The sequence below is a fragment of the Methylobacterium terrae genome, assembly GCF_003173755.1.
Lineage (GTDB): Bacteria > Pseudomonadota > Alphaproteobacteria > Rhizobiales > Beijerinckiaceae > Methylobacterium > Methylobacterium terrae.
This window is the reverse complement of record NZ_CP029553.1, coordinates 2,532,070-2,557,903: the sequence shown is the minus strand read 5'-3', so window position 1 is coordinate 2,557,903 and position 25,834 is coordinate 2,532,070. Positions and strand designations below refer to the sequence as shown.

At 71.5% G+C, this 25,834-nt stretch carries 24 protein-coding genes; 16 read left to right on the top strand and 8 right to left on the bottom strand.

The annotated features are described in order from the left end of the window. Positions 1–35: 35 nt before the first annotated feature. Positions 36–569, bottom strand: a complete 534-nt coding sequence (nrdR, locus tag DK419_RS11495) for a transcriptional regulator NrdR (protein ID WP_109959195.1) — start codon at positions 567–569, stop codon at positions 36–38. A 121-nt stretch (positions 570–690) separates the two neighbouring features. Next, the gene (glyA, locus tag DK419_RS11490; RefSeq protein ID WP_109959194.1) at positions 691–1,992 is read right to left on the bottom strand and encodes a serine hydroxymethyltransferase; all 1,302 of its coding nucleotides are present in this window, start codon (positions 1,990–1,992) and stop codon (positions 691–693) included. A gap of 602 nt (positions 1,993–2,594) precedes the next feature. Between glyA and DK419_RS11485 the strand changes: the two genes are divergently transcribed. Next, entirely contained in the window at positions 2,595–3,431 is an 837-nt protein-coding gene (locus DK419_RS11485; protein WP_109959193.1) for an outer membrane protein, read from the top strand. Positions 3,432–3,473: 42 nt separating this feature from the next. Here the strand turns inward: DK419_RS11485 and DK419_RS11480 are convergent, their stop codons facing one another. Together DK419_RS11480 and DK419_RS11475 are read right to left on the bottom strand one after the other, a co-directional pair. Further along, positions 3,474–3,686: a SlyX family protein gene (locus tag DK419_RS11480; protein ID WP_109959192.1), complete on the bottom strand. Its 213-nt coding sequence runs from the start codon at positions 3,684–3,686 to the stop codon at positions 3,474–3,476. A gap of 80 nt (positions 3,687–3,766) precedes the next feature. Beyond that, a complete protein-coding gene (locus tag DK419_RS11475; protein ID WP_109959191.1) occupies positions 3,767–5,056 on the bottom strand; it encodes a L,D-transpeptidase family protein in 1,290 nt (429 codons plus the stop codon). Positions 5,057–5,372: 316 nt separating this feature from the next. Between DK419_RS11475 and DK419_RS11470 the strand changes: the two genes are divergently transcribed. The 9 genes from DK419_RS11470 to DK419_RS11430 all read left to right on the top strand — a co-directional run bounded on the left by DK419_RS11470 (position 5,373) and on the right by DK419_RS11430 (position 13,823). After that, positions 5,373–5,723: a hypothetical protein gene (locus DK419_RS11470; protein WP_245442914.1), complete on the top strand. Its 351-nt coding sequence runs from the start codon at positions 5,373–5,375 to the stop codon at positions 5,721–5,723. Between the two features lie 58 nt (positions 5,724–5,781). After that, positions 5,782–6,798: a DUF1775 domain-containing protein gene (locus DK419_RS11465; protein WP_109959189.1), complete on the top strand. Its 1,017-nt coding sequence runs from the start codon at positions 5,782–5,784 to the stop codon at positions 6,796–6,798. A gap of 141 nt (positions 6,799–6,939) precedes the next feature. After that, a complete protein-coding gene (locus tag DK419_RS11460; RefSeq protein WP_109959188.1) occupies positions 6,940–7,212 on the top strand; it encodes a hypothetical protein in 273 nt (90 codons plus the stop codon). Between the two features lie 335 nt (positions 7,213–7,547). Next, positions 7,548–8,825 carry an O-acetylhomoserine aminocarboxypropyltransferase gene (locus tag DK419_RS11455; RefSeq protein ID WP_109959187.1) on the top strand — a complete coding sequence of 426 codons (1,278 nt, stop codon included), beginning with the start codon at positions 7,548–7,550 and terminating at the stop codon, positions 8,823–8,825. A gap of 242 nt (positions 8,826–9,067) precedes the next feature. Beyond that, positions 9,068–10,231, top strand: a complete 1,164-nt coding sequence (locus DK419_RS11450; RefSeq protein ID WP_109959186.1) for a sensor histidine kinase — start codon at positions 9,068–9,070, stop codon at positions 10,229–10,231. 267 nt (positions 10,232–10,498) lie between these two features. Then, a complete protein-coding gene (locus DK419_RS11445) occupies positions 10,499–10,822 on the top strand; it encodes a response regulator (RefSeq protein ID WP_245443003.1) in 324 nt (107 codons plus the stop codon). A 25-nt stretch (positions 10,823–10,847) separates the two neighbouring features. Then, positions 10,848–12,137 (top strand): O-acetylhomoserine aminocarboxypropyltransferase/cysteine synthase family protein, encoded by a 1,290-nt coding sequence (locus tag DK419_RS11440; RefSeq protein WP_109959185.1) that lies wholly within the window; start codon positions 10,848–10,850, stop codon positions 12,135–12,137. 218 nt (positions 12,138–12,355) lie between these two features. Further along, the gene (gene ssb / locus DK419_RS11435; protein WP_109959184.1) at positions 12,356–12,922 is read left to right on the top strand and encodes a single-stranded DNA-binding protein; all 567 of its coding nucleotides are present in this window, start codon (positions 12,356–12,358) and stop codon (positions 12,920–12,922) included. Positions 12,923–13,478: 556 nt separating this feature from the next. Next, a complete protein-coding gene (locus DK419_RS11430; RefSeq protein WP_109959183.1) occupies positions 13,479–13,823 on the top strand; it encodes an XRE family transcriptional regulator in 345 nt (114 codons plus the stop codon). A gap of 92 nt (positions 13,824–13,915) precedes the next feature. Here the strand turns inward: DK419_RS11430 and DK419_RS11425 are convergent, their stop codons facing one another. Continuing rightward, positions 13,916–16,087, bottom strand: coding sequence for a malate synthase G (locus DK419_RS11425; protein WP_109959182.1), 2,172 nt, complete (start codon positions 16,085–16,087; stop codon positions 13,916–13,918). 302 nt (positions 16,088–16,389) lie between these two features. On the opposite strand from DK419_RS11425, the gene DK419_RS11420 reads away from it, so the two are divergent. After that, on the top strand, positions 16,390–17,142 hold the full coding sequence (locus tag DK419_RS11420) for a DUF2076 domain-containing protein (RefSeq protein ID WP_109959181.1): 753 nt from the start codon (positions 16,390–16,392) through the stop codon (positions 17,140–17,142). A gap of 87 nt (positions 17,143–17,229) precedes the next feature. Here DK419_RS11420 and DK419_RS29805 read toward each other — a convergent pair whose 3' ends face one another. Next, on the bottom strand, positions 17,230–18,234 hold the full coding sequence (locus DK419_RS29805; protein WP_280953933.1) for a L,D-transpeptidase: 1,005 nt from the start codon (positions 18,232–18,234) through the stop codon (positions 17,230–17,232). A 260-nt stretch (positions 18,235–18,494) separates the two neighbouring features. Here DK419_RS29805 and DK419_RS11410 point away from each other — a divergent pair, with 260 nt between their 5' ends. After that, positions 18,495–19,211, top strand: a complete 717-nt coding sequence (locus DK419_RS11410) for a chemotaxis protein (protein WP_109959180.1) — start codon at positions 18,495–18,497, stop codon at positions 19,209–19,211. Positions 19,212–19,355: 144 nt separating this feature from the next. On the opposite strand, the gene DK419_RS11405 is transcribed toward DK419_RS11410, so the two are convergent. After that, on the bottom strand, positions 19,356–20,456 hold the full coding sequence (locus tag DK419_RS11405; RefSeq protein ID WP_109959179.1) for a glycosyltransferase family 61 protein: 1,101 nt from the start codon (positions 20,454–20,456) through the stop codon (positions 19,356–19,358). 136 nt (positions 20,457–20,592) lie between these two features. On the opposite strand from DK419_RS11405, the gene uvrC reads away from it, so the two are divergent. The 4 genes from uvrC (at position 20,593) to DK419_RS11385 (ending at position 24,810) form a co-directional block, all read left to right on the top strand. Beyond that, positions 20,593–22,644, top strand: coding sequence for an excinuclease ABC subunit UvrC (gene uvrC, locus DK419_RS11400; protein WP_109959178.1), 2,052 nt, complete (start codon positions 20,593–20,595; stop codon positions 22,642–22,644). Positions 22,645–22,723: 79 nt separating this feature from the next. Next, on the top strand, positions 22,724–23,323 hold the full coding sequence (gene pgsA, locus DK419_RS11395; RefSeq protein WP_109959177.1) for a CDP-diacylglycerol--glycerol-3-phosphate 3-phosphatidyltransferase: 600 nt from the start codon (positions 22,724–22,726) through the stop codon (positions 23,321–23,323). 11 nt (positions 23,324–23,334) lie between these two features. Next, on the top strand, positions 23,335–23,586 hold the full coding sequence (gene moaD / locus DK419_RS11390; protein WP_109959176.1) for a molybdopterin converting factor subunit 1: 252 nt from the start codon (positions 23,335–23,337) through the stop codon (positions 23,584–23,586). Between the two features lie 177 nt (positions 23,587–23,763). Continuing rightward, a complete protein-coding gene (locus DK419_RS11385) occupies positions 23,764–24,810 on the top strand; it encodes a DUF3616 domain-containing protein (protein WP_109959175.1) in 1,047 nt (348 codons plus the stop codon). Positions 24,811–24,820: 10 nt separating this feature from the next. Here DK419_RS11385 and DK419_RS11380 read toward each other — a convergent pair whose 3' ends face one another. Next, positions 24,821–25,720, bottom strand: coding sequence for a metal ABC transporter solute-binding protein, Zn/Mn family (locus DK419_RS11380; protein WP_109959174.1), 900 nt, complete (start codon positions 25,718–25,720; stop codon positions 24,821–24,823). Positions 25,721–25,834: the final 114 nt, after the last annotated feature.

Below are 25,834 nucleotides of genomic sequence, written 5' to 3'. Positions count from 1 at the left end.
GCGCCGGTCGGCCTCGTCCCGGTTGGGGCCGCCGCTCACGACGCGCGGCTCCGCGGGCGCCGGGCCGGCGGGGCCTCGTCGGCCGGCACGGGTCCGTCGGTGGGAGCGGCCTGCGCCGCGCCGGCCGCGAGGTGGCCGAGCAGCTCCTCGAAGTCGCGGGCCTCGCGGAAATTCTTGTAGACCGAGGCGAAGCGCACGTAGGCGACGTCGTCGAGACCTTTCAGCCCCTCCATCACCGCCTCGCCGATCGCCTCGCTCGTCACCTCGGCCTCGCCGGTGCTCTCGAGCCGGCGGGTGATGCCGCTGACCAGGCGCTCGATCCGCTCCGCCTCGACGGGGCGCTTGCGCAGGGCGGTCTCGACCGAGCGCTGGAGCTTGTCGCGGTCGAACGGCACCTTGCGGCCCGAGCGCTTGACCACGATCAGCTCGCGCAGCTGCACCCGCTCGAAGGTGGTGAAGCGGCCGCCGCAATCCGGGCAGATCCGCCGGCGCCGGATCGCCGAGCTGTCGTCGCTCGGGCGGGAATCCTTCACCTGCGTGTCGAGGCCGCCGCAATAGGGGCACCGCATCGGCCGCCCGTTCCTCTCGTGACGAAAAAGGGGCCGGTCCCGCGCGGGACCGGCCCCGGAAGGGGCGTGTTCTAGAGCGCCCCCGGCGGAAGGGGAAGCCGGGAGATCAAGCGCTCACAGCTCAGGCGTAGATCGGGAAGCGGTCGGTGAGCGCGACGACCTCGCGCTTGACCTCGCCCTCGAGGCCCGCATCCCCGCCCTCGCCGGCCCGGTGCAGCCCGTCCAGAACCTGCACGATTAGCTCGCCCACGCGCTTGAACTCGGCCACCCCGAACCCCCGCGACGTCGCCGCCGGCGTGCCGAGACGGATGCCCGAGGTGATCGTCGGCTTCTGCGGGTCGAACGGCACCCCGTTCTTGTTGCAGGTGATCCCCGCCCGGCCAAGCGCGGCCTCCGCCGCCTTGCCGGTCAGGTCCTTCGCCCGCAGGTCCACCAGCATCAGGTGGTTGTCCGTCCCCCCCGACGTGATGTCGTAGCCCCCCGCGATGATCGTGTCGGCGAGCGCCCGGGCGTTCTCCACCACCTGGCGCGCGTACAGCTTGAACTCCGGCCGCAAAGCCTCGCCGAACGCCACCGCCTTGCCGGCGATCACGTGCATCAGGGGACCGCCCTGAAGCCCGGGGAAGATCGCCGAGTTGAGCTTCTTGGCCAGCGCCTCGTCGTTGGTCAGGATCATGCCGCCGCGCGGGCCGCGCAGCGTCTTGTGCGTCGTCGTCGTCACGACGTGGGCGTGCGGGAACGGCGAGGGGTGCGCGCCGCCCGCCACGAGGCCCGCGAAGTGGGCCATGTCGACGAAGAACACCGCGCCGACGCTGTCGGCGATCTCGCGGAACCTCGCGAAGTCCCAGTGGCGCGGATAGCCCGACCCGCCCGCGATGATGACCTTGGGCTTGTGCTCGTGGGCGAGGCGCTCGACCTCGACCATGTCGATGCGCTGGTCGTCGCGGCGCACGGTGTAGGAGACCGGCTTGAACCACTTGCCCGAGACGTTGGGGGGCGCGCCGTGGGTGAGGTGGCCGCCGGCGGCGAGGTCGAGGCCGAGGAAGGTGTCGCCGGGCTGCATGGTGGCCATGAAGACGGCCTGGTTGGCCTGCGAGCCGGAATTCGGCTGGACGTTGGCGAAGCCGCACTCGAACAGGCGCTTGGCGCGCTCGATGGCGAGGGTCTCGGCGATGTCGACGAACTCGCAGCCGCCGTAGTAGCGGCGCCCGGGATAGCCCTCGGCGTACTTGTTGGTGAGCACCGAGCCCTGCGCCTCGAGGACGGCGCGGGAGACGATGTTCTCCGAGGCGATCAGCTCGATCTCGTGCTGCTGGCGACCGAGCTCCTGCGCCACCGCGCCGGCGAGCTCCGGATCGACGTCGGACAGCGACGCGGAGAAGAACGAGTTGGACCGGGAGTTGGCGGCGGTGCCCACGCTCATGATGGCCTCAGGGTTGTCGGAAGACCGCCCGACGGAGCGCCGGTGCGGAAGTAAGTCACTGGGATCGGCCGGCTTCTACACGCGGGCGACGAAGAGTCCAAGGCCGCGGGCCCGGACCTTCCGCCGCGCGCGCCGCCGGTCGCCGGGGTGATCCTGGCCGGCGACCGGTTCCGGCGAACCCGAACCGCGCGCAGATTGGATTTGGATCGAGGAGAAGAAAACTCAAAAAAATTGAACGACGCCTTGGGGAAAAATCATGTTGCCATCCCCCTGGGGAAGCGGCCGCATTCCGGTCGGGACGGGATCCGGAGCGGCCCGCCCCGGGCCGGCCGGCGCGATCACCGGGGCTGGCGACAGGTTTTCATCTCGACAGAGCAGTCTTGAGCTTTAATCCCTGCTCACGAAAATTTTATTCAAGACTATATCGAAGATCGAACTGTGTCTTCTGGGGCACTGCGCATGAGAAACACGCGAACGATTGCCGGAAATCCCGATGAAACATCGAATTCGGCGCAGCTGGTACTCGCCGGCCATTGGCGAGGCTGCGAATCGGCCGCACAGATCGATGGCGTCTCGATCGCGCAAGAGGAAAATCCGGGTCCATGTTGAAATCGCTGCTCGCCGCCGGCACTGCCGCGCTCCTGTCCGTCGGCGCCGCCTCCGCGGCCGACCTCCCGCGGCGCGTCGCGCCGCCGCCGGTGTTCACGCCGGTGCCGGTCTTCACCTGGACCGGGGCCTATTTCGGCATCAATGCCGGCTACGCCTTCACCGAGGCCGACCGGGTCGGCACCGTCGGGATCGGGGCGCTCCAGGCCAACGTGAATAACGGCCTGCGCCGCGCGAGCGTGCCGCTGGCGCAGGACGGCTTCACCGCCGGCGGCCAGGTCGGCTACAACTACCAGTTCACGCCGGGCTCGGGCTTCGTGATCGGCCTCGAGGCCGACGCGGCCTATACCGACCTGAACCGCCGCCGCACCGAATCGATCTTCCTGCCGGCGATCAACCCGAACCAGCTCACCAACACCTACCGGGCGGATCTGAGCTTCCTCGGCACGGTGCGGGGCCGGATCGGCTACGCCTTCGACCGGTTCCTGGTCTACGGCACCGGCGGCTTCGCCTACGGCGACGTGACCCAGACGGTGGCGTTCCAGACCAACGCGCCGGTCACCTATTTCGGCAGCCGCTCGCGCATCGAGACCGGCTACGCCTATGGCGGCGGCGTCGAGTACGCCCTGCCGACCGACTCGTTCCTGAACTTCTTCAAGTCGAACGCCGTGACGCTGAAGGCGGAATACATCCGCTACGATCTCGGCAGCCGCAACCTGCTGGTCGCCTCGACCGGCGCGCCGCTCAGCCCCGGCGTCGGCTACTTCAGCCGGTTCCGCACCGAGGGCAGCCTCGTGCGCGCCGGCCTGAACTTCAAGTTCGGCACGTTCTAGTCCCTGATCCGCCCCGGGCTCCGCGGCCCGGGGCGGTCCTCGTCAGTAATGCGGCGGCGGCGGCTCGTCGCCGGCCTCGGCCGGGCGCTCCGCCATCTCGCGCACCCGCTCGCGCAGGGCCGCGACCTGCCGCGTCAGGAGATCGATCGCACTCCACTGTTCGGTGACGATGCGGTTCAGGTCCTCGATCGTCGCGTCCTGGTGGGCGATGCGGGCCTCCAGCGCGTCGAGGCGGGATTGATCGTCCTGGGTCATGGGCGGCATCCTGAACTGACGACGCGAAACGGCCCGGGCTCTCGCCCGGGCCGTCGTCACGAGTGAGCCGTGTCGGTCGATCAGTTGGTCTGGTCGTCGTCGGCGTCGGGGTTGAAGTTGCGCGGGCCCGCGGCGGCGGCGGCCATCGAGGCGGTCGGGGCGCCGGCGCCGTCGCGCTTGTAGATGTCGTCGCGGAACTGCACGAGGCCGTCCGGGGTCGACCAGGCGGTGATGTAGGTCCAGTAGACCGGGATCGGCGCCACCGGCCGGGCATCGACCCGCTGACCGCCCTGGATGATCGCCTCGATCGTGTCCGGGTTGGCGTTCGGGGTGCCCTGCAGGATCCATGACACGTATTCGCGCACGTTCTGCACGCGAACGCAGCCCGAGGAGACGAAGCGGAAGTCGTCGCCGAAGATGCCCTTGGCCGGCGTGTCGTGCATGTACACGCCGTGCGGGTTCGGGATGTTGATCCGCACGAAGCCCATCGAGTTCAGGTCGACGCCCGGATCCTGGCGGAAGCGGTAGCGGGTCGCCTCGTCCGAGTGCCAGTTGACCTGGGACGGCGGGATCTCGCGGTCGCCGTTGAAGATGCGGATCTTGTTGTCGGTCAGGTAGGCCGGATCCTTCTGCATCTTCGGGATCAGGTCCTTCTTGATGATCGAGGCCGGCACCGTCCAGAAGGGGTTGAAGTTCACCTCCTGGATCTTGGCGTTCATGATCGGCGACTGACGGTCGATCTTGCCGACGCCGGCGGCGTGGCGGGTCGCGACGTGGTCGCCGTCCACGGTCTCGACGAGGGCCGCCGGGATGTTCACGATGACGTAGCGCTCGCCGAGGCTGCCCGAGTACGAGCGCAGGCGCACCGCGTTCAGCTCGAGCTGGCGCAGGCGCACGTCCGCCGGGACGTTCATCGCCTGCACGGTGGTGATGTTCATCGAGCCGGTCTGGTTCAGGCCGTGGCGGGCCTGGAACCGGCGTACGCCGGCCTCGACGTAGGAATCGTAGACCGGCGAGGAGCCGGCGGCCGGGTCGAGATCGCCGGAGACGATCAGGCGCTGGCGCAGGGACGTCACCGCCGGGCTCTTCGAGCCGACGCGCAGGCGCTCGGCGCCCGACACGGACTGCCAGCCGCCGCGGGCCACGATGTCGCGGTAGCGCTCGACCATCTGCTCGGTCGCCGCCAGGGTCTGGGGCGAGAGGATCGGCGTGTTGGAGCGCTGGACCCGCATCGTCGCGGCGGAATCGTAGTTCTGCGCCCACTCGGCCTGGGCCAGCGCGCCGCCCCGGTCCTGCGCCAGGGCCGGGACGGCGGTGGCGGCCAGGAGAGCGAGGCCGAGCGAACCGGTGAGGGAAACGCGTGTCAGCATGGGGAAATCTGCTCTCGAACCTGTGACGCGGGGCGAGGAACGCGACGGACCGTCTCGTCGCCGGGTTGCGCCCCATTCATTGGCCCGTGACGGTGCCGGGATGCGGTTAAGACTCCATGAGGAGCGGGCCAGATTGTGGCGCCGGGCGGGCGCTGCTGTGGAGCTCGCGCCTGTGCTGTGGACTGCGGTAATTCTGCAACGTGCGCGGCGCGCCGGCGGGATGAAACCGCCCACCCCGCTCGTCGCGACCGTGGCGGAACCGCGACGCCTCGGCTATGTCGGAGACATGAGCGGCGCGAGGTACGGACGAGGCGGAGTGACGGCGCGCTGGCGCGCGCTCGCCGCCGTGCTGTCGCTCTACGGGCTGGTGCTGCAGGCCTTCCTCGCCGGCCTCGATCCGGTTCCGGTCGCGGCCGGCGCCGGCCTCGTCTGCCAGGCCCACCGGGCGATCGTCGCGGGCGAGCAGGCCCCGGCCGGGCACGGGGCGTACCCCCATGCCTGCTGCACGCTCGCCTGCCCGGCTCCCCTCGCCCCACCGGCTTCGGCGGCGGCCGCGGCCTGGCCGCCCCGCGCGGCCGTCGTCCTGTCCTGGCGCGTCGTCGACGCGGTCCCGGCCCGCCCGTCCCCGGAGCGCCCCGCCTCCGCCCGCGGTCCTCCCGTGGCGTGACGCCCGGCGGGCAGCGCCGCTGCCCATCCCCGTCACGCTTCTTCCCGGACCCGATCCCATGTCGTTCCCATTCCGCTCGTTCCCGTTCCGCTCGTTCCCGTTCCGCGCCGGCCTCGCCGCCACCCTCTCCGTTGCCCCCGCCCTCGTCGCCGCCCCCGCCTTCGCCCACGCGGTCCTCGCCGTCCCGCAAGGCAGCCCGAACCAGACCTATCGCGGCGTGGTCCAGATCGGCCACGGCTGCGACGGCCGGGCCACCACCGCCATCACCGTCACGATTCCCGAGGGCGTGATCGCGGCCAAACCCATGCCCAAGGCCGGCTGGGAGCTCGCCACCGTCAAGGGCGCCTACGCCCGCGCCTACCCGTCCCATCACGGCACGGTCTCCGAGGGCGTGAAGGAGATCACCTGGAAGGGCGGCTCCCTGCCCGACGGCTTCTACGACGAGTTCGTGTTCCAGGCCCGCCTCACCGACGCGGTGGCGCCCGGCGGCACGGTCTACTTCCCGGTGCGCCAGGAATGCGACGGCGCCGTCGTCGACTGGCGCGAGGTGCCGGCGGCCGGCCAGTCGGCCCGCGACCTGAAATCCCCGGCGCCGGGCGTGCGCATCGTGGCGGCGGGCAACGTCGCTCCCTCGGCCGCCGCAGCGGCGGCCGGCCCGGTGAAGGCCGGCGACCTCACCATCGAGCAGCCCTGGATCCGCGCCACGCCGGGCGGCGCCAAGGTGGCGGGCGGCTACCTTCAGGTGACCAATACCGGCAAGGAGCCCGACCGCCTGGTCTCGGCCTCGATCCCGCTGGCGGGGCGCGGCGAGGTGCACCAGATGGCGATGGACAAGGGCGTGGCGAAGATGGCCCCGGTGGATGCCGGCCTCGTCATCAAGCCCGGCGAGACCGTGGTGCTCAAGCCCGGCGGGTACCACCTGATGTTCCTCGACCTGAAGGGCCCGGCGAAGGCCGGCGACACCCTGGAGGGCAGCCTCACCTTCGCCCGCGCCGGGACGGTGCCGGTGCGCTTCCAGGTCGGCGCCATCGGCGCGTCGGCGCCCGAGGCCGGAGGCGGCCACCAGCACCATTGAGCCCGGACCGGACCGCGTCGCAGGTGTGACGTTTCGGTAACGACGGCGGCCGATCGCGCGGAGCGCCCGACACTTCCGCGCGGCTCGGCCGTTGTCGCTTCGACGGGCCGGCGCCCTGCCGGCCGCCTCGGAGTGACGATCATGAAGCTCAGGCTCCTCGCCGCCCTCGCCGTCTCGACGCTGGCCCTCGCCGGCGCGGCCGAAGCGCAGGGCATCCCCGGCGGCATCGATCGCGGCGCCCGCGAGGGCAACCGCGTCGCCGGACCGGTCGGCGGCATCGTGGGCGGCGCGGTCGGCGGGGCCGTCGGCGGCGTCAACGGCGTGCTCGGCATCGATCCGGGCCGGCGCGCCTACCGCACGAACCTGCGCGGCCGCCACCAGCACCACCACCGCCGGCACCGGCATTACCGCTAGAGCGTCGTCCGGCGAGGCGGAGACCGGCTCGTCCTAGGGAATGCGGCAGACCCGAAGACCTGGAGCCGCGCCCGGTCGCGACGCGATCGGGCGCGGCTCCGGAGGCCGAAAGTCGCGCGGGTGAGGTCCCGTTGCCCCCGCCGCCTCCGCCTTCCGAGGATCAATCTTTCCCGATCGGCCTGATTTGTAGACGTTGCTTCTCCGGACCATCCGCGAGACTCGAAACCGTAGCAAATCGTTCGGTTTAACGGTGCAGGCCGGCACGCCGGGGCGCTTGACCCTCCGGCCTCCCGGGTCCTAAGCACGTCGGCGAGAGACCGACGCCCGAGGACGCCATGACCGACCGCCAGCCCGGCTTCAACACCCTCGCGATCCATGCCGGCGCGGCGCCGGATGCCGCCACCGGCGCCCGGGCGACGCCGATCTACCAGACCACCTCGTTCGTGTTCGACGACGTCGACCACGCCGCCTCGCTGTTCGGGCTGCAGGCCTTCGGCAACATCTACAGCCGCATCACCAACCCGACCAACGCGGTGCTGGAGGAGCGCATCGCGGCGCTCGAGGGCGGCACCGCGGCGGTGGCGGTGGCATCCGGCCACGCCGCCGAGTTCCTGGTGATGCACGCCCTGATGCAGCCGGGCGACGAGTTCATCGCGGCCAACAAGCTCTACGGCGGCTCGATCAACCAGTTCAACCATTCCTACAAGAACTTCGGCTGGAACGTCGTCTGGGCCGATACCGACGACCCGGCCTCGTTCGAGGCGGCGATCACCCCGCGCACCAAGGCGATCTTCATCGAATCGATCGCCAATCCGGGCGGCGTCATCACCGACATCGCGGCGATCGCGGCGGTGGCCAAGCGCCACAACATCCCGCTCGTCGTCGACAACACCATGGCGACGCCGTACCTGATCCGGCCGTTCGAGCACGGCGCCGACATCGTGGTCCACTCGGCCACCAAGTTCCTCGGCGGCCACGGCAACTCGATCGGCGGCCTGATCGTCGACGGCGGCAGCTTCAACTGGGCCGGCGACGCGCGCTATCCCATGCTGTCGCAGCCGCGGCCGGAATATGCCGGCATGGTGCTGTCGGAGACCTTCGGCAATTTCGGCTTCGCCATCGCCGTGCGGGTGCTGGGCCTGCGCGACCTCGGCCCGGCCCTGTCGCCGTTCAACGCCTTCCTGATCATCAACGGCATCGAGACCCTGCCGCTGCGGATGCAGCGTCACTCCGACAACGCCAAGACCGTGGCCGAGCACCTGAGCCGCCACCCGGCGGTGGCCTGGGTGAGCTATCCGGGCCTCGAGAGCGACCGCTACCATCAGTTGCACAAGCGGTACTGCCCGCCCGGGGCCGGCGCGGTGTTCACCTTCGGCCTCAAGGGCGGCTACGAGGCGGGCGTGGCGCTGGTGTCGAACCTGAAGCTGTTCTCGCACCTCGCCAATATCGGCGATACCCGCTCGCTGGTGATCCACCCGGCCTCGACCACCCACCGCCAGCTCACCGACGAGCAGAAGACCCGGGCCGGCGCCGGCCCGGAGGTGGTGCGCCTCTCGATCGGCATCGAGGACCCGCGCGACCTGATCGCCGACCTGGACCAGGCGCTCGCCTGACGCCGGCCGGCTCGGCCGCCGGGCGGCCGGGCCTTCTCGACACCAATCCGCGGCAAAAGATCCCTGGCCGCTGGCCGCCATTCCGCTGTTGCGGGGCGATAAGAGAAAAATTTCCGCAAGCATTGCAGCCAAGCCTGCAGCCGTGATCTATTGCCGGGGTCCAGGCTCGGAAGCGGTTCAGCCACGATGCGCCGCCTCCGGCCCGGACGACGACCGCCCGGGCGGGTCTGGAGGCTGGTGCGATGGTCGCCCACGACGCCGACGCCGAACGCGCCTCCGGCGAGGACACCGCGCGCCGCCGCGCGATCCGCGAGGAGACCGCACGGTTGCGCGCGCTGCTGCGCGCCGGCCGGCCGGCCGGCGGTTTTCCCGGCTCCTCCCCCGCCGAGTGGGAGGCGCGCCTCGCCACCGCCGATGAGTTGAATGCCCGCCTGCGGGCGAGCGAGGCCTTCACCGCGCGCCTGCTGGCGGCGAGCCGCGACAGCATCCAGGTCCTCGGCCTGGACGGGACCGTGCAATGGCTGAGCGAGGGCGGCCGCGCGGCGGCCGGCCTGCCCGACGAGGCGGTGATCGGCACGGAATGGGCCGCGTCCTGGCGGGACGGGGACCGTGTCGCCGCCGAGGTGGCGCTGGCCGCCGCCCGCACCGGGCGCACCGGCCGCTTCCGCGCCCCCTCCGGCGACCGGGACGCTCAGCACTGGTGGGACGTGGTCGTCTCGGCCATCCACGGGCCCGACGGCCACCCCGAGCGCCTGCTCGCGGTTGCCCGCGACGTGACCGAGGCGCACCGCGCCGAGGAGCAGCAGGCGCTGCTGATGCAGGAGATGGCGCACCGGGTGAAGAACACCCTGGCGCTGGTCCAGGCGGTCGCCGCCCAGACCCTGCGCAACGCCACGAGCCTCGAGGCGGCGATGGAGGCCTTCAACGGCCGCCTGATGGCGCTCTCGGACGCGCACGACGTGCTGATCCGCGGCGCCTGGGCGGAGGCCGACCTCGCGGCGGTCGTCGCGGGCGCGATGGCGCCGCATCTCGACGCGGTCGCCGGCCGCTTCGCCGCGGCGGGACCGCCCGTCAGCCTCGGGCCGCGCGCGGTCCTCACCCTGTCCCTCATGCTGCACGAGCTCGCCACCAACGCGGGGAAGTACGGTGCCCTGTCGAGCCCGGCCGGCCGCGTCGCGGTGACGTGGGTGCTGGCCGGGGACGACGGCGGCGTGCTGCGCCTGTGCTGGCAGGAGAGCGGCGGCCCGCCCGTGGCGCCGCCGCGCCGTGAGGGCTTCGGCTCGCGTCTGATCGCGCGCAGCCTCGTGCATAGCTTCGGCGGACGCGTCAGCCTGCGATTTCCGCCCGAGGGCGCGGTGATGGAGCTCGAGGCACCGCTCGCCGCGATACAGGACGGCATCGCGTAGCGATCACCGGGACGGGACCACGATCGGAAAACCTGCGACTGGTTCCCGGGACAGGGCACCCTGACGCATGGTTCCGCGACCGTTTCCGGCCACGCTTGACCCCCGGCATGCGGACCCATAGGCAGCAACCTTTCGCCCACGCCCGCATTGGCCGCGATGACATCTGATCCCGATCGAACGCCCCACGACGCGCAGCACGAGGGGCTGAGCCCCGCCTGCGACGCGGCTCCCGTGGTGCTCCTCGTCGAAGATGACGGCCTGCTCCTGATGGAGGCCGCCGACACCCTGGCCGAGGCCGGCTTCACCGTGCTGGAGGCGCCGCACGCCGACCACGCGCTCCAGGTGCTGGAGAGCCGCCCCGACGTCGACCTCCTGATGACCGACGTCGACATGCCGCTCGGCTCGATGAACGGCTTCGCCCTTGCCCGCCTGGTCTCGCGGCGCTGGCCGCGCATCCCGGTCCTGGTGGTCTCCGGCATGGGCAGCCCCGGCCCGCACGACATGCCGCCGGGCGCCCGCTTCATTCCCAAGCCCTACGCCCCCTCCGCCCTGGTGCGCACCCTCCACGCCACCGTGCGCCGCGCCGCGTGAGCACGTTCCTACGGACTTCCCCCCGATGACCGATCCGACCAAGCTCCACTTCGCCACCCGGGCGGTCCATGCCGGCACCGCCCCGGATCCGGCCACCGGCGCCCGGGCGCAGCCGATCTACTTCACCAACGGCTTCGTGTTCGAGTCGAACGAGCAGGCCGCCGACATCTTCGCCATGCGGGCGACGGGCTTCTCGTATTCCCGCGGCTCGAACCCGACCGTGGCGGCGCTGGAGCGCCGGGTCGCGGCGCTCGAGGGCGCCAAGGCGTCGATCGCGGTCGCCTCCGGCCAGTCGGCGATGCTGCTCGTGCTGATGACCCTGATGCAGTCGGGCGACGCCTACGTCGCCTCCTCGCGGCTGTTCGGCGGCTCGCTCGGCCTGATGCGCCGGCTCGAAGGGCGCTACGACCTCGTGCCGCAATTCACCCGCGGCCTGACGCCGGAGGATTTCGAATCCGCGATCACCGACAAGACCCGGGCGATCGTTTGCGAATCGATCGTCAACCCGTGCGGCACCGTGATCGACCTCGAGGGCGTCGCCGCGGTGGCGCACCGGCACGGGCTGCCGCTCATCGTCGACAACACCCTCGCCTCCCCGGCCCTGATCCGGCCGATCGAGCACGGCGCCGACATCGTCGTCCACTCGACCTCGAAGTTCCTGTCGGGATCCGGCACGGTGATCGGCGGCATCGTCTGCGACGGCGGCCGCTTCGACTGGAAGGGGTCGGGCCGCTACAACCTGATCAACGAGCCCTGGCCGGACTATGACGGCCTCGTCGTCTCCGAGCGGTTCCCCGAGACCGCCTTCGCGGTCGCCTGCCGGCTGTTCGGCCTGCGCGACCTCGGCCCCGGCCTGTCGCCGATGAACGCCTTCCTGACGCTCACCGGCATGGAGACCCTGCCGCTGCGCATGGAGCGCCACTGTTCCAACGCGCGTGCCGTGGCGGCCTTCCTGAAGGACCACCCGAAGGTGGCCTGGGTGAGCTACCCGTCCCTGCCGGGCCAGCCCGGGGAAGAGATGGCGAACCGCTACTCGCCGATGGGCGCCGGCTCGATCTTCACCGTCGGCTTCAAGGGCGGCGAGGCGGCGGCGCAGAAATTCATCACCGGGCTCAACCTGATCTCGCACCTCGTCAATATCGGCGAGATCAAGTCCCTGGCGATCCACCCGGCGACCACGACCCACCGCCAGCTCCCCGCCGCCGACAAGGAGGCCGCCCGGGTCGGCCCCGACACCGTGCGGCTGTCGATCGGGCTGGAATCGATCGAGGACCTCATCGCCGACGTGGCGCAGTCGCTCGACGCGCTCGGCTGACGCCCCCCGTGCCGTCCGGATCGCCTCCGGACGGCACTTGCCTCATCCATCGAACAAATGTAGAACACGCTCAGGCCTCGGCATGTGTGTAGCGGGCAAAAAGGCGCCCCTCCCCTTGCCGGTCCAGGCCCGTTCGGCCCAACTCGCGGAACCGAAGCGGTGGTCCGCGGCGTCGGCCGGGCGTGCGCCCGAGTGAGATGGAACGAGAGGAGAGCGTGATGGCGGGCAGCGTGAACAAGGTGATCCTGGTGGGCAATCTCGGGCGCGACCCCGAGACCCGCCGCCTGGCCTCCGGCGATCCGGTGGTGAACCTGCGGCTGGCCACGTCCGAGTCCTGGAAGGACAAGGCGTCGGGCGAGCGCAAGGAGAAGACCGAGTGGCACTCGGTCGTGATCTACAACGAGAACCTGGCCCGCGTCGCCGAGCAGTACCTGCGCAAGGGCTCGAAGGTCTACGTCGAGGGCCAGCTCCAGACCCGCAAGTGGCAGGACCAGTCCGGCGTCGAGAAGTACACGACCGAGATCGTGCTGCAGCGCTTCCGCGGCGAGCTGACGATCCTCGACGGCCGCGGCGGCGGTGCCGAGGGCGGCATGTCCGAGATGGGCGCCGACGACATGGGCGGCGGCCAGATCAGCCGCGGCGGCGATTACGGCGGCGGTGGCGGTGGTCGCAGCAGCGGCGGTGGACGCTCGTCCTCCGGCGGCGAGCGGCGCCCGGCTCCAGCCTCGAGCGGCGGCGGCAACCAGAAGCGCTACGACGACCTGGACGACGATATCCCGTTCTAGGCTTTTGACGCCCTGCGCCGTGTGTTGATCGCGGCCCGGATCGAAGGATCCGGGCCGCATTCCGTTCGAGGTACGATTCTCACGGCCGCGCCTCCTGCCCTTGCGTCACCATCGTCGCGGACAGGCGCCCCGCAGGCGGGTGTGAGGAGCCGGACCAGCAAGGACCGCCGTAGGGTCATCTTTGTCAACAGGGCCGCGCGGACGGCCTACGAGGACCTTTCGGGAGCGGTTCGGGGATGGCCGACGGCGTCATGACGGCTGCGCAGACGGGCGCCGCACTGCCGACCGGGCGCTATCGGCAGCCCGAGGGATCGCTCGCAGGGTGAGCGAGTTCCGCATTCCGTACGATGGCGACGCCTACCGCTGCTGAGAAATCGTCGCTTACGCGCGAGTGACTCACATTCGCGACGCTGGGACGAAGAAATCTCCGCGCGGCAGCGAGATTGCCGAAGGACGACTGGAAACGCCTGGAGCGGCGCCTCGTCATGGCGCGAGAGGCCTACAGGACGGACGCGAAGCAGCCGCGTCGCCCCCGGATCGAGGGAGACGGTGACGGGTGGACAAGGCCAATTCCGGCCCGGTTCGAGGCAGCGGCAACTTCCTGCTGGACCGAGACTACGCCGATCCCGAGGAAGCACGAATCAAGTTCCTGCTCGCCAACGAGATCGCCTTCGCGATCAAGAGCCGTGGGCTCGGCGAGATGCGCGCGGCCGAGCTCGCCGGCATCGAGCCAGTCGCCCTCTCGCGGATCGCGGGCGGGCAGGTGACCGAGTGCTCGCTGTTTCTCCTGATGCGCGTCCTCGCCTCGCTCGGAAAGGATGCCCGCCTGGAATGGTCGGATGCCCCGGGCAACGAAGGTCACATCATGGCCGGCACCTGCGAGACGCCCGAGGCTGCGTAAGCCCGACCGACGGGCCCGCGCGGGCCGCAAAGCCGCGCGAACCGATGGGGAATGCCCGGCCTTTTGGCCGGACACCCCTCCCCTCCCGCGCCTCAGGCCGGCGCGCCGCCGGCCTTCGCCTCGCGGCGCCGGGCGTGGAGCACGTACTCGGTGTAGCCGTTCGGCTGCACCCGCCCCTTGAACACCAGGTCGCAGGCGGCCTGGAAGGCCGGCCCGTCGAAGCCCGGCGCCATCGGGCGGTAGAGCGGGTCGCCCGCGTTCTGGCGGTCGACGACCTTCGCCATCCGCTTCATCGTCTCCATCACCTGGTCGTGCGAGACCACGCCGTGGTGCAGCCAGTTGGCGATGTGCTGGGAGGAGATCCGCAGGGTGGCGCGGTCCTCCATCAGCGCGACGTCGTGGATGTCCGGCACCTTGGAGCAGCCAACGCCCTGGTCGATCCAGCGCACGACGTAGCCGAGGATGCTCTGGACGTTGTTGTCGATCTCCTGCTGCACGTCGTCGGGGGCGAAGTTCGAGCGGGCGAGCGGCACCTGCAGGATCTCGTCGAGGGCCGAGCGCGGCCGGCGCGCCAGTTCCTGCTGGCGGGCCTTCACATCGGTCTCGTGGTAGTGCAGCGCGTGGAGCGTCGCGGCCGTCGGCGAGGGCACCCAGGCGGTCGAGGCGCCGGCCTTCGGGTGGGCGCCCTTCTGCATCAGCATCTCGGCCATGGCGTCGGGCGCCGCCCACATGCCCTTGCCGATCTGCGCCCGGCCGAGCAGGCCGCAGGCGAGGCCGACATCGACGTTGTTCTCCTCGTAGCCCTTGATCCAGGGCGTGCCCTTCATGTCGTTCTTGCGGATGACCGGGCCGGCCTCCATCGAGGTGTGGATCTCGTCGCCGGTGCGGTCGAGGAAGCCGGTATTGATGAACACCACCCGCTCGGCCGCCGCCTTGATGCAGGCGGCGAGGTTGACGGTGGTGCGGCGCTCCTCGTCCATGATGCCCATCTTGAGGGTGTTGGGCTTCAAGCCCAGCATCGCCTCGACGCGCGAGAACAGCTCGACCGCGAAGGCGACCTCGTCCGGCCCGTGCATCTTCGGCTTGACGATGTAGACCGAGCCGCGGCGGCTGTTGCGCAGGCCCATGCTCTTGAGGTCGTGGATCGCGATCAGCGCGGTCACGGCGGCGTCGAGGATGCCCTCTGGCACCTCGGCCCCGCTCTCGTCGAGCACCGCGTCGGTGAACATGTGGTGGCCGACGTTGCGCACCAGCATCAGCGAGCGGCCCGGCACCGTGACCTCGCCCGAGCCGTCGGGCGCCGTGTAGGTGCGGTCGGGATTGAGCTTGCGCTCGAAGCACTTGCCGTCCTTCTCGACCGGGGCCGAGAGGGTGCCGTTCATCAGGCCGAGCCAGTTGCGGTAGACCACGACCTTGTCGTCGGCATCGACCGCCGCGACCGAATCCTCGAGGTCCATGATGGTCGAGACCGCGGACTCGATCACGATGTCGGCGACGCCGGACGCGTCGAAGCGGCCGATCCGGTGGGTGCGGTCGAGCACGATCTCGGCGTGCAGGCCGTTGTGGCGCAGGAGAAGCGCCGTCGGCGAGCCGGCCTTGCCGCGATAGCCCGCGAAGGCGTCGGGCCGGGCGAGCGGGATGGTGTCGCCGGTGTTCATGTTGCCGACGAGCTGGCCGCCCTCGACCGCGTAGGTCACCACGTCGGCGTGGCGGCCGCCGGCGAGCGGCATGTTGCGGTCGAGGAAGGCGCGGGCGCGCGCCACCACGCGGGCGCCGCGGGTGCGGTTGTAGCCGCCGCCCCGGGTCGCGCCGCCCTCCTCCGACACCGCGTCGGTGCCGTAGAGCGCGTCGTAGAGCGAGCCCCAGCGGGCGTTGGCGGCGTTGAGCGCGTAGCGGGCGTTCGAGGTCGGCACGACGAGCTGGGGACCGGCGATCGTGGCGATCTCGTCGTCGACGTCGTCGGTGCGCACCTGGACCGGGCCGGGATCGGGCAGGAGGTAACCGATCTCGGTGAGGAACGCCTTGTAGGCCGCCTCGTCCACCGGCTTGCCGACCCGCTCGCGGTGATACGCGTCGATCTTCGCCTGCAGGGCGTCGCGGGTCTCGAGCAGGGCGCGGTTGCGGGGGCCGAGATCGCGCACGATGGCCGACAGGCCGTTCCAGAACGCCTCCGGGCTGATCCCGGTCCCCGGCAGGGCTTCGTTCACCACGAAGTCGTGCAGCACGGGCGCCACCGACACGCCACCGACCGTCTTGCGATCCATGTTCTTTTCCTCCCGCCGGCACCCGCACGTGCCGCGTCGCGGCTCCCCTTAACAGGGGATGCGGGCGCCAGAAAGTCGGGGTTCTGCGGGGACGATGCGGCAATCCCGACCATCCCCGGCGAAGGATCGGCGAAGGAGCCGGCGGAAGCGCGGGATGAGACGACGTGACGAAAACGTAATGCAGGGTGGGGGCGAAAAGGCTGCGCTGGCGCGTTGCCTCCCCGTGACAAATGCCCGTCCCCCTCCCATCTCGTGGGCGCCGGGCCGGGTTCGCCCCCCGGCAACCGAAGGAGTACGGCTCCATGAACAGCGAAGAACGCGACGTCATCAACGGCATATTCCAGCGACTGGAGCAGGCCGCGCAGCAGCCCCGCGATGCCGACGCGGAGCGCTTCATCGCCGACAAGATCCGCGCCCAGCCCTACGCGCCCTACGCCCTGGCCCAGCTCGTCTACGTGCAGGAGGAGGCGATCAAGAGCCTGAACCAGCAGCTCGAGCAGGCCCGGGCCGAGGCGCAGCGCGGCGGCCAGGGCGCCGGCCAGGGCTCGGGCGGCGGCGGCTTCTTCTCCAGCATCTTCGGCGGCGGCTCCCGGCCCGAGCCGCAGCAGCAACCGCCGCGCGGCGGCGCCTGGGGCAACCAGGGCGGCGGCTACGGCCAGCAGCCCGGCTACGGCCAGCAACCGGGCTACCCGCCGCAGCAGCCCGGCTACGCCCCGCAGCAGGGCGGTCCCTGGGGCGGCCAGCAGCAGCCCCCGCAGCGCGGCGGCGGCGGCTTCCTCGCCACCGCCCTGCCGATGGCGGCGGGCGCGGCGGGCGGCATGCTGCTCGGCAGCGCGCTCAGCAACGCCTTCGCGGGCGGCCATTCCTCGCTCGGCAGCATGGCGGGCCTCGGCGGCGCCGGGACCGGCGGCGGCACGGTCGTCGAGAACAACTACTTCGGCAACCAGGGCGGCAGCGAGGATTTCGGCGCCCCGCTCGGCGGCGACGATGCCGGCTTCCAGGACGCCTCCTACGACGGCGACGTGGGCGACGGCGGCAGCGACGACTGGGTCTGACCGGCCCGCCCGGTCGACGTCACGACGTGAGGATGGACCCCGCCGCGGCAGCGCGGCGGGGTCTTTTCGCGTGAGATCGGCTGATCCTCAGATCACCTGCACCCGGGCGCCGACCGGCACGCGCTCGTAGAGGTCCGTCACGTCCTCGTTCATCATCCGGATGCAGCCGGACGAGACCGACTGGCCGATCGTGTGCGGCTCGTTGGTGCCGTGGATGCGGTAGAGCGACGAGCCGAGATAGAGGGCGCGGGCGCCGAGCGGGTTGGCGGGCCCGCCCGCCATGTGCCGCGGCAGGTCGGGGCGGCGGCGCAGCATCTCGGCCGGCGGGGTCCAGTCCGGCCATTCGCGCTTGGCGCTGACCGTCTTCATGCCCGACCAGGTGAAGCCCGGCCGCCCGACGCCGATGCCGTAGCGCAGGGCCCGGCCGCCGGGCTGGACGAGGTAGAGGAACCGCGACGGCGTGTCGATCACGATGGTGCCGGGCCGCTGCCCCCCGTCATAGGCGACCTCCTGGCGCTGGAAGCGCGGATCCATCGCCCGGCCGATCCCCTCCTCGCGGGCCTCCGGCACGGGGAGCGAGGCCGGGCGGGCGCGGGGCGTCTCGAACGGGTCGGGCGCGTAGGCTTGGCTGGAGTAGGCTTGGCTAGGGTAGGCTTGGCTGGAGTAGGATTGGCCGGAATAGGATTGGGCCGGATAGGCTTGAGCCGGCACCGGGTCGCCGGAATGCAGGGCGGCGCCGGGCGCGACCGGCGCGTAGCCGACCTGGGCGCCCGAAGGGCCCGCGGCGGCGTAGCCGGCGGTGCGGGCATAGGCCGGCCGCTGCCCGTAGGCGTCGGGCGGGTAAGCCGCCGGCGCGGGGGCGTAAGCAGCCTGACGGTAGCCGCGGCCCGGCAGGAGGGTGCCGTCCGGGGCGACGGGCGCTGGGCGCACCGGGCGGGCGACCGTCCCCGGGTCCTGGCCGGTCATCAGGAACTCGATGAAGCCGCCGCCATAGGCCCCGGGCGCTCCCTGCGCCAGGGCCGGTCCGGCGCCGAGGCCCGCCCCGAGAGCCGCCGCGATCGCCCCGGCCCGCACCATCCCGCCCTTCACCATCGCACCCGTCCCCGACCCTGCCCGGCCCGACCGCCGGCGATGGCGCGAGGAGAGCAGGACGGCGGGCATCGGACGGTGAAGGAACGTGGTGAGCGTTTGGCTAAACCTTTGCCGCGAATCGTTAATTTGCCCGCATCGTGAATCCTTCGTCACCGCGGCCGCGGCGAATCCCGGTCATTCAGCAATTCGCAATCAATCCTGGCGACACTGGACTTCGTGGGCCGTGCGACGCGGCCGCGGTTGCAGGCTCTCTCGGACCCATGAAGAACAAGCGCTTCCGCATCGAGGACAGTCTCGGCGTTTCCCATTCCCCGGCCGAGGCCGCCCCTTCCGCGCCGTTAGCCAACGACGAGCGGATCTCCGAGATCCTGGCGACGGTCAACGAGCTGAAGCGGCTGACGCAGACCACCACGGGCGACCTGATCGAGGCCTGCCGGCGGGAGATGGCCGAAGTCTACGGGATGCGCACCGAGCTCGACGTGATGAAGGCCGCGATCGGCCGGACCAAGCACGAGATCGCGGTGCTGCACCGGCAGGATTTCGACGGCAAGGGCGTGCGCCGGGCCGCCGGCGAGCTCGACGCGGTGGTCGACGCCACCGAGCGGGCCACCACCACCATCCTGGCCGCCGTCGAGGAGATCGAAACCCACGCCTCCGTGCTGCGCTCGACCGGCGGGCTGAAGGACAGCTCCAGCGTCGACGCCATCCTCGATCGCACCGTGGTGCTCTACGAGGCGTGCAACTTCCAGGACCTGACCGGCCAGCGGATCAGCAAGATCGTCAGCGTGCTGAAGTTCGTCGAGGACCACATCGACCGGATGATCGAGGCCTGGGGCGGACTCGAAGCGTTCAAGGACCTGATCGGCGAGCGCGCCGGGGTCAGCGTCGACGACGAGAGCAGCCTGCTCAACGGGCCGAAGCTCGACGAGGATCCGGGTCACGTCGACCAGACCGACATCGACGCCCTGTTCGATTGACGACCGGCGCCGCCGGTGCTTCGGCCCCGGCATTCGCAGACCGGATAATCGACGGACAGCCGAGCCGCCCATCACGCCGCTTGCCCGTCGCCGTCCTTCCGACCCGCGACCTCGTCCTGAGATCGAGGGTGGTATCGTGGCGAATTACCCGGGTCCGCGCCCGACCATTCGGCCGAGCCGCGACCACGCCGCCGCGAAGGCCCCGCGCTCCGGCCGCGCCATCTCCTCCATCCGCCGCAGCAATCCCTCCGCCGCCGCCCGTGGATCGGGCAGGCGCTGCTGGCTGCCGAACTCCCCCGGCGCGATGTCCACCGTGCCGGGCTGGTGCAGGTAGGCGACGGCGTTGCCGCACAGGGCATCGACGAGCCGGAAGGTCGGGTTGATCCGCGGGCCGGGGCTCAGCGCCACCACCCGCCGGCCGGACGGCGCGAACAGGGCGGTGTGCAGGGCCGAGCCGAGGGAGCCCGCGACCACGCGCCGCCGGGCAAACAGCCGGACCTGCTCCGAGAAGCTCATGGCCTCCGGATGCAGGATCTCGACCCCCTCCCGCGCCAGGATCTCCGTCGCCTCCTCCTCGTTGGCGAACCGGCGCACGCCTCCGGACAGCCGGGTCTTGGCGAGGTAGGCCGGCCTGTCGTCGGCATCGACCTCGTCGGGCGCGTAGCAGCCGGTCCCGATCTCAAGGCACAGGTCGCGGAAGACCGTGTGGGCGAAGGCCTCCTCCCGGAAGGCCGGCGCCGGCACGACGACGCGGCGCAGGCGCACCGGCGCCTCGAAGGCGTGGATGTCGCGCACGTCGAGACCGAGGCGCGCCAGGATGTCGACCGCGAAGCGGTAGGGCTGCCAGAGCGCCTCGTGCGCCGGCGCGTAGCACAGGATCGGCATGGCCGGCCGCTCCCCGACCAGGGGCCAGAACCGCGGCAGGGTGGTGACGAGGAAATGCCCGTAATGCAGGTGGGCGCCGCCGAGGAACAGGTAGGTCTCCTCCGGCGCCTCGGGCACGCCCGCCGGCAGGCCTTCCGCCCACTCCTCCGGCCAGTCGGTGCGCTGCCAGGACGGCGCGTCGCCCGGCCCGCGATGGTCGACGCTCTCCGGCACGGCACGGCGCGCGGCGTCGAACAGGGCGGAGGGCCGGCCCCGCGCCGCGCTGTGCGGCAGGTAGAGCGCGGTCTCAACCGTGCGCACGGCCGGCAGCTCGCCTCGCAGGCGCGGGATCCGGGGCGTCCGGCAGTCGCGGAGCGTCATGCGGCGTGCGGGATCATGGGAAGGGCGGGGTCAAGCGGCGGATCCTCGGGCGCGGGCAAGGGGCTTTTCCAACGGTGGCCTTTTAGCGCTCGGGCGCGGTCTTTCCAGCGGCGCGCCCGCCGCCTACATCGCTTCCATGAGCCGACAGCCTGGGAACGACGTGCCGCCCGACGCCCTCGACACCCTCGAGGACGACGACGAGGCGGTGGACGCCCTCGACACCGCCCCGGAGATCGACTTCGACCTCGATGCCGGCGCCGGCGCGATCCAGGCCGGCACCGCGGTGATCCGCCGGTTCTGGACCACCCTGCCGACCTCGCCGGGCGTGTACCGGATGTTCGACGCCAAGGGCGACGTGCTCTACGTCGGCAAGGCCAAGAACCTGAAGAACCGGGTCGGCTCCTACGCGCGCGGCCAGGCGCACACCAACCGCATCGCCCGGATGATCGCCGAGACGGCCTCGATGGAGTTCGTCACCACGGCGACCGAGACCGAGGCGCTGCTGCTGGAAGCCAACCTCATCAAGCAGCTGAAGCCCCGCTTCAACGTGCTGATGCGGGACGACAAGTCCCTGCCCTACATCCTGCTCACCGCCGATTCCGACGCCCCGCAGCTCGTGAAGCATCGCGGCGCGCGGCGTCGGGCCGGCCACTATTACGGCCCCTTCGCCAGCGTCTGGGCGGTCAACCGCACGGTCAACGCGCTCCAGCGCGCGTTCCTCTTGCGCTCCTGCTCCGACAGCTACTTCGAGAACCGCACGCGGCCGTGCCTGCTCTACCAGATCAAGCGCTGCTCGGGACCGTGCACCCGGGAGATCTCGGTCGAGGATTACGCGGGCCTCGCCGCGGAGGCGCGCGGATTCCTGTCGGGCAAGTCCAACGCCGTGAAGGAGCGCATGGCCGCCGAGATGCAGGCCGCCTCCGACGCCTGGGAATTCGAGAAGGCGGCGCGCTACCGCGACCGCATCGCCGCGCTCGCCGCCATCCAGGGCGTGCAGGGCGTGAACACGCAAGGGATCGAGGAGGCCGACGTCTTCGCCCTCGACGAGCAGGCCGGGCAGTTCTGCATCGAGGTGTTCTTCTTCCGCAACTGGCAGAACTGGGGCAACCGGGCCTACTTCCCGAAGGCCGACCGCAGCATGACCCCGGCCGAGGTGCTGGCCTCGTTCCTGGCCCAGTTCTACGACGACAAGCCGGCGCCCCGGCTGGTGCTGGTCTCGCACGAGATCGAGGATGCCGAACTCCTGGCCGCCGCGCTCTCGACGCGGAGCGAGAACCGGGTCGAGATCCACGCCCCGAAGCGGGCCGAGCGCAAGAACCTCGTCGACTACGCCGCCCGCAACGCCCGCGAGGCGCTGGCCCGGCGCCTCGCCGACACCGCCTCGCAGGGCAAGCTGCTCGCCGCCCTCGGCACGTCGTTCGGCCTCGCCACGGCGCCGCGACGGATCGAGGTCTACGACAACTCGCACATCATGGGGACGAACGCCGTCGGCGCGATGATCGTCGCCGGCCCGACCGGCTTCATGAAGACCCATTACCGCACCTTCACGATCAAGTCCGAGGAGGTGAAGCCGGGCGACGATTACGGCATGATGCGCGAGGTGCTGCAGCGCCGCTTCAGTCGCCTGGTGAAGGAGCATCCCCGCACCGTCGCGGAGGCCGCGCGCGCCGCCGCCGAGGGCGGACCGGCGGAGCCCGAGCCCGCGCCCGACCCGGCCGACAGCGAAGCGTTTCCGGCCTGGCCGGACCTGGTGCTGGTCGACGGCGGCCGCGGCCAGTTGGAAGCGGCCCGCAAGGCCCTCGACGAGGTCGGCGTCACCGGCGTGCCGCTCGTCGGCATCGCCAAGGGGCGCGACCGGGATGCCGGGCGCGAGACCTTCTTCGTGCCCGGCCAGGCGCCGTTCCGCCTGCCGCCGCGGGACCCGACCTTGTACTTCGTGCAGCGCCTGCGCGACGAGGCCCACCGCTTCGCCATCGGGGCGCACCGGGCCAAGCGCAAGCGCGAGATGGTGAAGAACCCCCTCGACGAGATCCCGGGCATCGGGCCGACGCGCAAGCGCGCGCTCCTGCACCATTTCGGGACCGTGAAGGCGATCCAGCGCGCCGCGCTCGAGGACCTCGCCCGGACGCCCGGGGTGAACGCCGCGACGGCCCGCGCCGTCTACGACTTTTTTCATGCGGATGCGTGAGTCGACGCCGATGCGCGACGCCCCGCCCGAGACGAGCTCTGTTGACGCCCCCTCCCCCCGCGTGGTTTCACCGACGGCGATGAACGTGGTCCTGCCCCGGCGCCGCTCGACGGCCCTGAACCTCGCGAACCTCCTGACCTACGGCCGACTGGTCGCGGTCCCGGTGGTGGTGGCGCTGCTGTTCTGGCCGCAGGACGAGACGGCGCGCTGGATCGCCGTCGCGGTCTTCGTCGCCGCGGCGATCACCGATTACCTCGACGGCTACGTCGCCCGCACCTACGCCCAGAGTTCGGCGCTCGGGCGGATGCTCGACCCGATCGCCGACAAGCTGCTCGTCGCCGCGAGCCTGCTGATGCTCTGCGCCGACGGCACCATCCGCGGCTGGTCGCTCTGGGCCGCGATCGTGATCCTGTGCCGCGAGATCCTGGTCTCGGGGCTGCGCGAGTACCTGGCCGAGCTGAAGGTCGGCGTCCCGGTGAGCCGGGTCGCCAAGTGGAAGACCGCGGTGCAGCTCGTGGCGCTCGGCGTGCTGATCGCGGGCCCCGCCGGCGAGCGGGTGCTGCCGGGCAACGGCACCCTCGGTCTCGTGCTGCTGTGGCTCGCCGCGGCGCTGACCCTCTATACCGGCTACGACTACATGCGCTCCGGCATCCGCCACGTCATCGACGACGAGAGGTGAGCGGTCCTTCGATGAAGCTCGTCTACTTCGCTTGGGTCCGCGAGCGGATCGGCCGCCCCGAGGAGATTCTCGACCTGCCGCCCGACGTCGCGACGGTCGCCGACCTCGTCGCCTGGCTGAAGGGCCGGGGCGAGGAATACGCCTACGCCTTCGAGACCGAGGGCGTGGTGCGCGCCGCCGTCGACCGGGTCCACGCCAGGCCCGAAACGCCGCTCGCCGGCGCGGGCGAGGTGGCGTTCTTCCCGCCGATGACCGGGGGATGAGCGGCATCGCCGACCGAAAGCTTTCCGCACGAGAGCCGGTTCTTCCCGCGCTCCAGTCCTGACGCCCTCGGGATCCACCCGGGGCCGCGCAGCGGAGCCCGGACCGACGCGCAGAAGCGTCGATGCGAGCGCACAATCGACCGGCCTCGGTCACCAACCGGCTCCGAGAGACCTCCCATGCCCCGTGCCCTCCCGCTCCTCGCAGCCCTCGCCGCATCGGTCCTCGCCTCCGCCGCGTCGGCAGAGCCGGTGACGGTCGGCCCGCTGCTGGAGCATCGCGGGATGTGCGAGGCCTCCGGCGCGGTGCTCTACCCGCGCGGCAGCGTCGGCGACCGGTTCCTGGTGGTCGACGACGAATCGAGCGTGGTGCGGCTCTACCGGGCCGGCGCGAGCGGCGAGGCGCTGCCGCTCGGCGGCGCCGACCTCGGGCCCCAGCTCGGCCTCGGCGACAAGGACGGCAAGCCCGACCTCGAATCCGCGACCTGGCTCGGCCCCGACCTCTACGTGCTCGGCTCGCACAGCCGCCGGCACGGCGGCAAGCAGAGCCCCGGCCGCGGGCGGCTGGCCGCCGTGACGGTGGCGGAGGCCGGCGGAGAGCCGGTCCTGACGCCGAAGGGCGGCGCGGTCCGGAGCCTGCCGCAGGCCCTCGCCGCCCTGTCGCCGCTCCTCGCGGACCGGATCGGGCTCGCCGTGCCGGCCCGCGACGACCTCGACCCCAAGCGCAAGGGCTTCAACATCGAGGGCCTGGCGCCGCGTCCGGACGGCAAGTCCCTCTGGCTCGGCCTGCGCAACCCCCTCGACATCGACGCGAACGCGCTCCTGGTGCCGCTCGAGAATCCGGCCGAGGCGATCGCCGGCGGCGCCCCGCGCCTCGGGGCCCCGGTCGCCCTCGACCTGAAGGGCCGCGGCATCCGCGACCTCGCCTACGCGCCCGAGGCGAAAGCCTACCTGATCCTCGCCGGCGGCGCCGGGGGCGGGGGTGAGCCGTTCGACCTCTACCGCTGGTCGGGCGACCCGGGGTCGAAGCCGGTGCGGGTGGAGGGCGCCGCCGCGGCCTTCGCGACGATCCCGGATTTCCAGCCCGAGGGGCTGCTGGTCGGCCCGGCCGGCGACCGGGTCCAGGTCCTGAGCGACGACGGCGAGGCGCTCGGCTCCGACGGCAAGCCGTGCGAGGAGTCGAAGGACGGCAAGCGCTTCCGCAGCCTGATGCTGGAGCTGCGCTGAGCCGGCCGGCTCACCCCGCCAGCGCCGCCGCGAATTCCCGGGCGTTGTGGCGCATCATCTCGAGATAGGTCGGGGCCGGGCCGCCGGGTTCGGACAGGGCGTCGGAAAAGACCCGCCCGCCCGCCTTGGCGCCGCCCTCGCGGGCGATCTGCTGCATCAGCCGAGGGTCGGAGACGTTCTCGAGGAAGACGGCCGGGATCTTGTCGCGGCGGACCTGCCGCACGATGGCGGCGACGTCGCGGGCGGTGGCCTCGCTCTGGCTCGACACGCCCTGGGGGGCGAGGAAGCGCAGGCCGTAGGCCTTGGCGAAGTACCCGAAGGCGTCGTGAGTCGTGACGATGCGCCGGCGCGCCTCCGGGATGCCGGCGAGCGCGGCGCGCACCTCGGCGTCGAGGGCGTCGAGCTTCGCCAGGTAGGCGGCCGCGTTGGCGTCGTAGGCCGCCTTCCCCGCCGGATCGACGCCCGCCAGGCCGTCGCGGATCGCCGCGACGTAGCTCTTGGCGTTGGCGACGTTCTGCCAGGCATGCGGGTCGATGGCGTGCGCGTGACCGTGGTCGCCCCCGTCCTCCTCCTCGATCGGCACGACCCCCCTGGCGGCGACGACCACCTTGGCCTTGGTGCCGGAGGCCTTGATCAGGCGGTCGATCCAGCCCTCGAAGCCGAGGCCGTTGACCACGACGAGGCGGGCGGCCGCGACGGATTGCGCGTCCGCGGGCGCGGGCACGAAGCTGTGGGCGTCGCCGTTCGGCCCGACCAGGGCGGTGACGGCGACCCGCACGCCGCCGACCTGGCGGACGAGGTCGCCGAGGATCGAGAAGGTCGCCACCACCCGCACGGGCTCCGCCCGCGCGGACGCGCTCCATCCGAGCGCCAGCGCCAGCAGCAGCATCCCGAACCTCGAACGACCCATGACCCGGTCCCTTCCTCGACGACGCGCCCTCCCCTAGGCCGGCCTGCGCGAGAATGCAACATTGTTACATTCATTAGGCGCAGGACTCCGCCCTCGCGTTAACCTGGGTCGAGG

Coding starts and splice junctions, on each gene's coding strand:
- nrdR (WP_109959195.1), bottom strand. CDS start 569: ATGCGGTGCCCCTATTGCGGCGGCCTCGACACGCAGGTGAAGGATTCC.
- glyA (WP_109959194.1), bottom strand. CDS start 1,992: ATGAGCGTGGGCACCGCCGCCAACTCCCGGTCCAACTCGTTCTTCTCC.
- DK419_RS11485 (WP_109959193.1), top strand. CDS start 2,595: ATGTTGAAATCGCTGCTCGCCGCCGGCACTGCCGCGCTCCTGTCCGTC.
- DK419_RS11480 (WP_109959192.1), bottom strand. CDS start 3,686: ATGACCCAGGACGATCAATCCCGCCTCGACGCGCTGGAGGCCCGCATC.
- DK419_RS11475 (WP_109959191.1), bottom strand. CDS start 5,056: ATGCTGACACGCGTTTCCCTCACCGGTTCGCTCGGCCTCGCTCTCCTG.
- DK419_RS11465 (WP_109959189.1), top strand. CDS start 5,782: ATGTCGTTCCCATTCCGCTCGTTCCCGTTCCGCTCGTTCCCGTTCCGC.
- DK419_RS11460 (WP_109959188.1), top strand. CDS start 6,940: ATGAAGCTCAGGCTCCTCGCCGCCCTCGCCGTCTCGACGCTGGCCCTC.
- DK419_RS11455 (WP_109959187.1), top strand. CDS start 7,548: ATGACCGACCGCCAGCCCGGCTTCAACACCCTCGCGATCCATGCCGGC.
- DK419_RS11450 (WP_109959186.1), top strand. CDS start 9,068: ATGGTCGCCCACGACGCCGACGCCGAACGCGCCTCCGGCGAGGACACC.
- DK419_RS11445 (WP_245443003.1), top strand. CDS start 10,499: ATGGAGGCCGCCGACACCCTGGCCGAGGCCGGCTTCACCGTGCTGGAG.
- DK419_RS11440 (WP_109959185.1), top strand. CDS start 10,848: ATGACCGATCCGACCAAGCTCCACTTCGCCACCCGGGCGGTCCATGCC.
- ssb (WP_109959184.1), top strand. CDS start 12,356: ATGGCGGGCAGCGTGAACAAGGTGATCCTGGTGGGCAATCTCGGGCGC.
- DK419_RS11425 (WP_109959182.1), bottom strand. CDS start 16,087: ATGGATCGCAAGACGGTCGGTGGCGTGTCGGTGGCGCCCGTGCTGCAC.
- DK419_RS11420 (WP_109959181.1), top strand. CDS start 16,390: ATGAACAGCGAAGAACGCGACGTCATCAACGGCATATTCCAGCGACTG.
- DK419_RS29805 (WP_280953933.1), bottom strand. CDS start 18,234: ATGGTGAAGGGCGGGATGGTGCGGGCCGGGGCGATCGCGGCGGCTCTC.
- DK419_RS11410 (WP_109959180.1), top strand. CDS start 18,495: ATGAAGAACAAGCGCTTCCGCATCGAGGACAGTCTCGGCGTTTCCCAT.
- DK419_RS11405 (WP_109959179.1), bottom strand. CDS start 20,456: ATGACGCTCCGCGACTGCCGGACGCCCCGGATCCCGCGCCTGCGAGGC.
- uvrC (WP_109959178.1), top strand. CDS start 20,593: ATGAGCCGACAGCCTGGGAACGACGTGCCGCCCGACGCCCTCGACACC.
- pgsA (WP_109959177.1), top strand. CDS start 22,724: ATGAACGTGGTCCTGCCCCGGCGCCGCTCGACGGCCCTGAACCTCGCG.
- moaD (WP_109959176.1), top strand. CDS start 23,335: ATGAAGCTCGTCTACTTCGCTTGGGTCCGCGAGCGGATCGGCCGCCCC.
- DK419_RS11385 (WP_109959175.1), top strand. CDS start 23,764: ATGCCCCGTGCCCTCCCGCTCCTCGCAGCCCTCGCCGCATCGGTCCTC.
- DK419_RS11380 (WP_109959174.1), bottom strand. CDS start 25,720: ATGGGTCGTTCGAGGTTCGGGATGCTGCTGCTGGCGCTGGCGCTCGGA.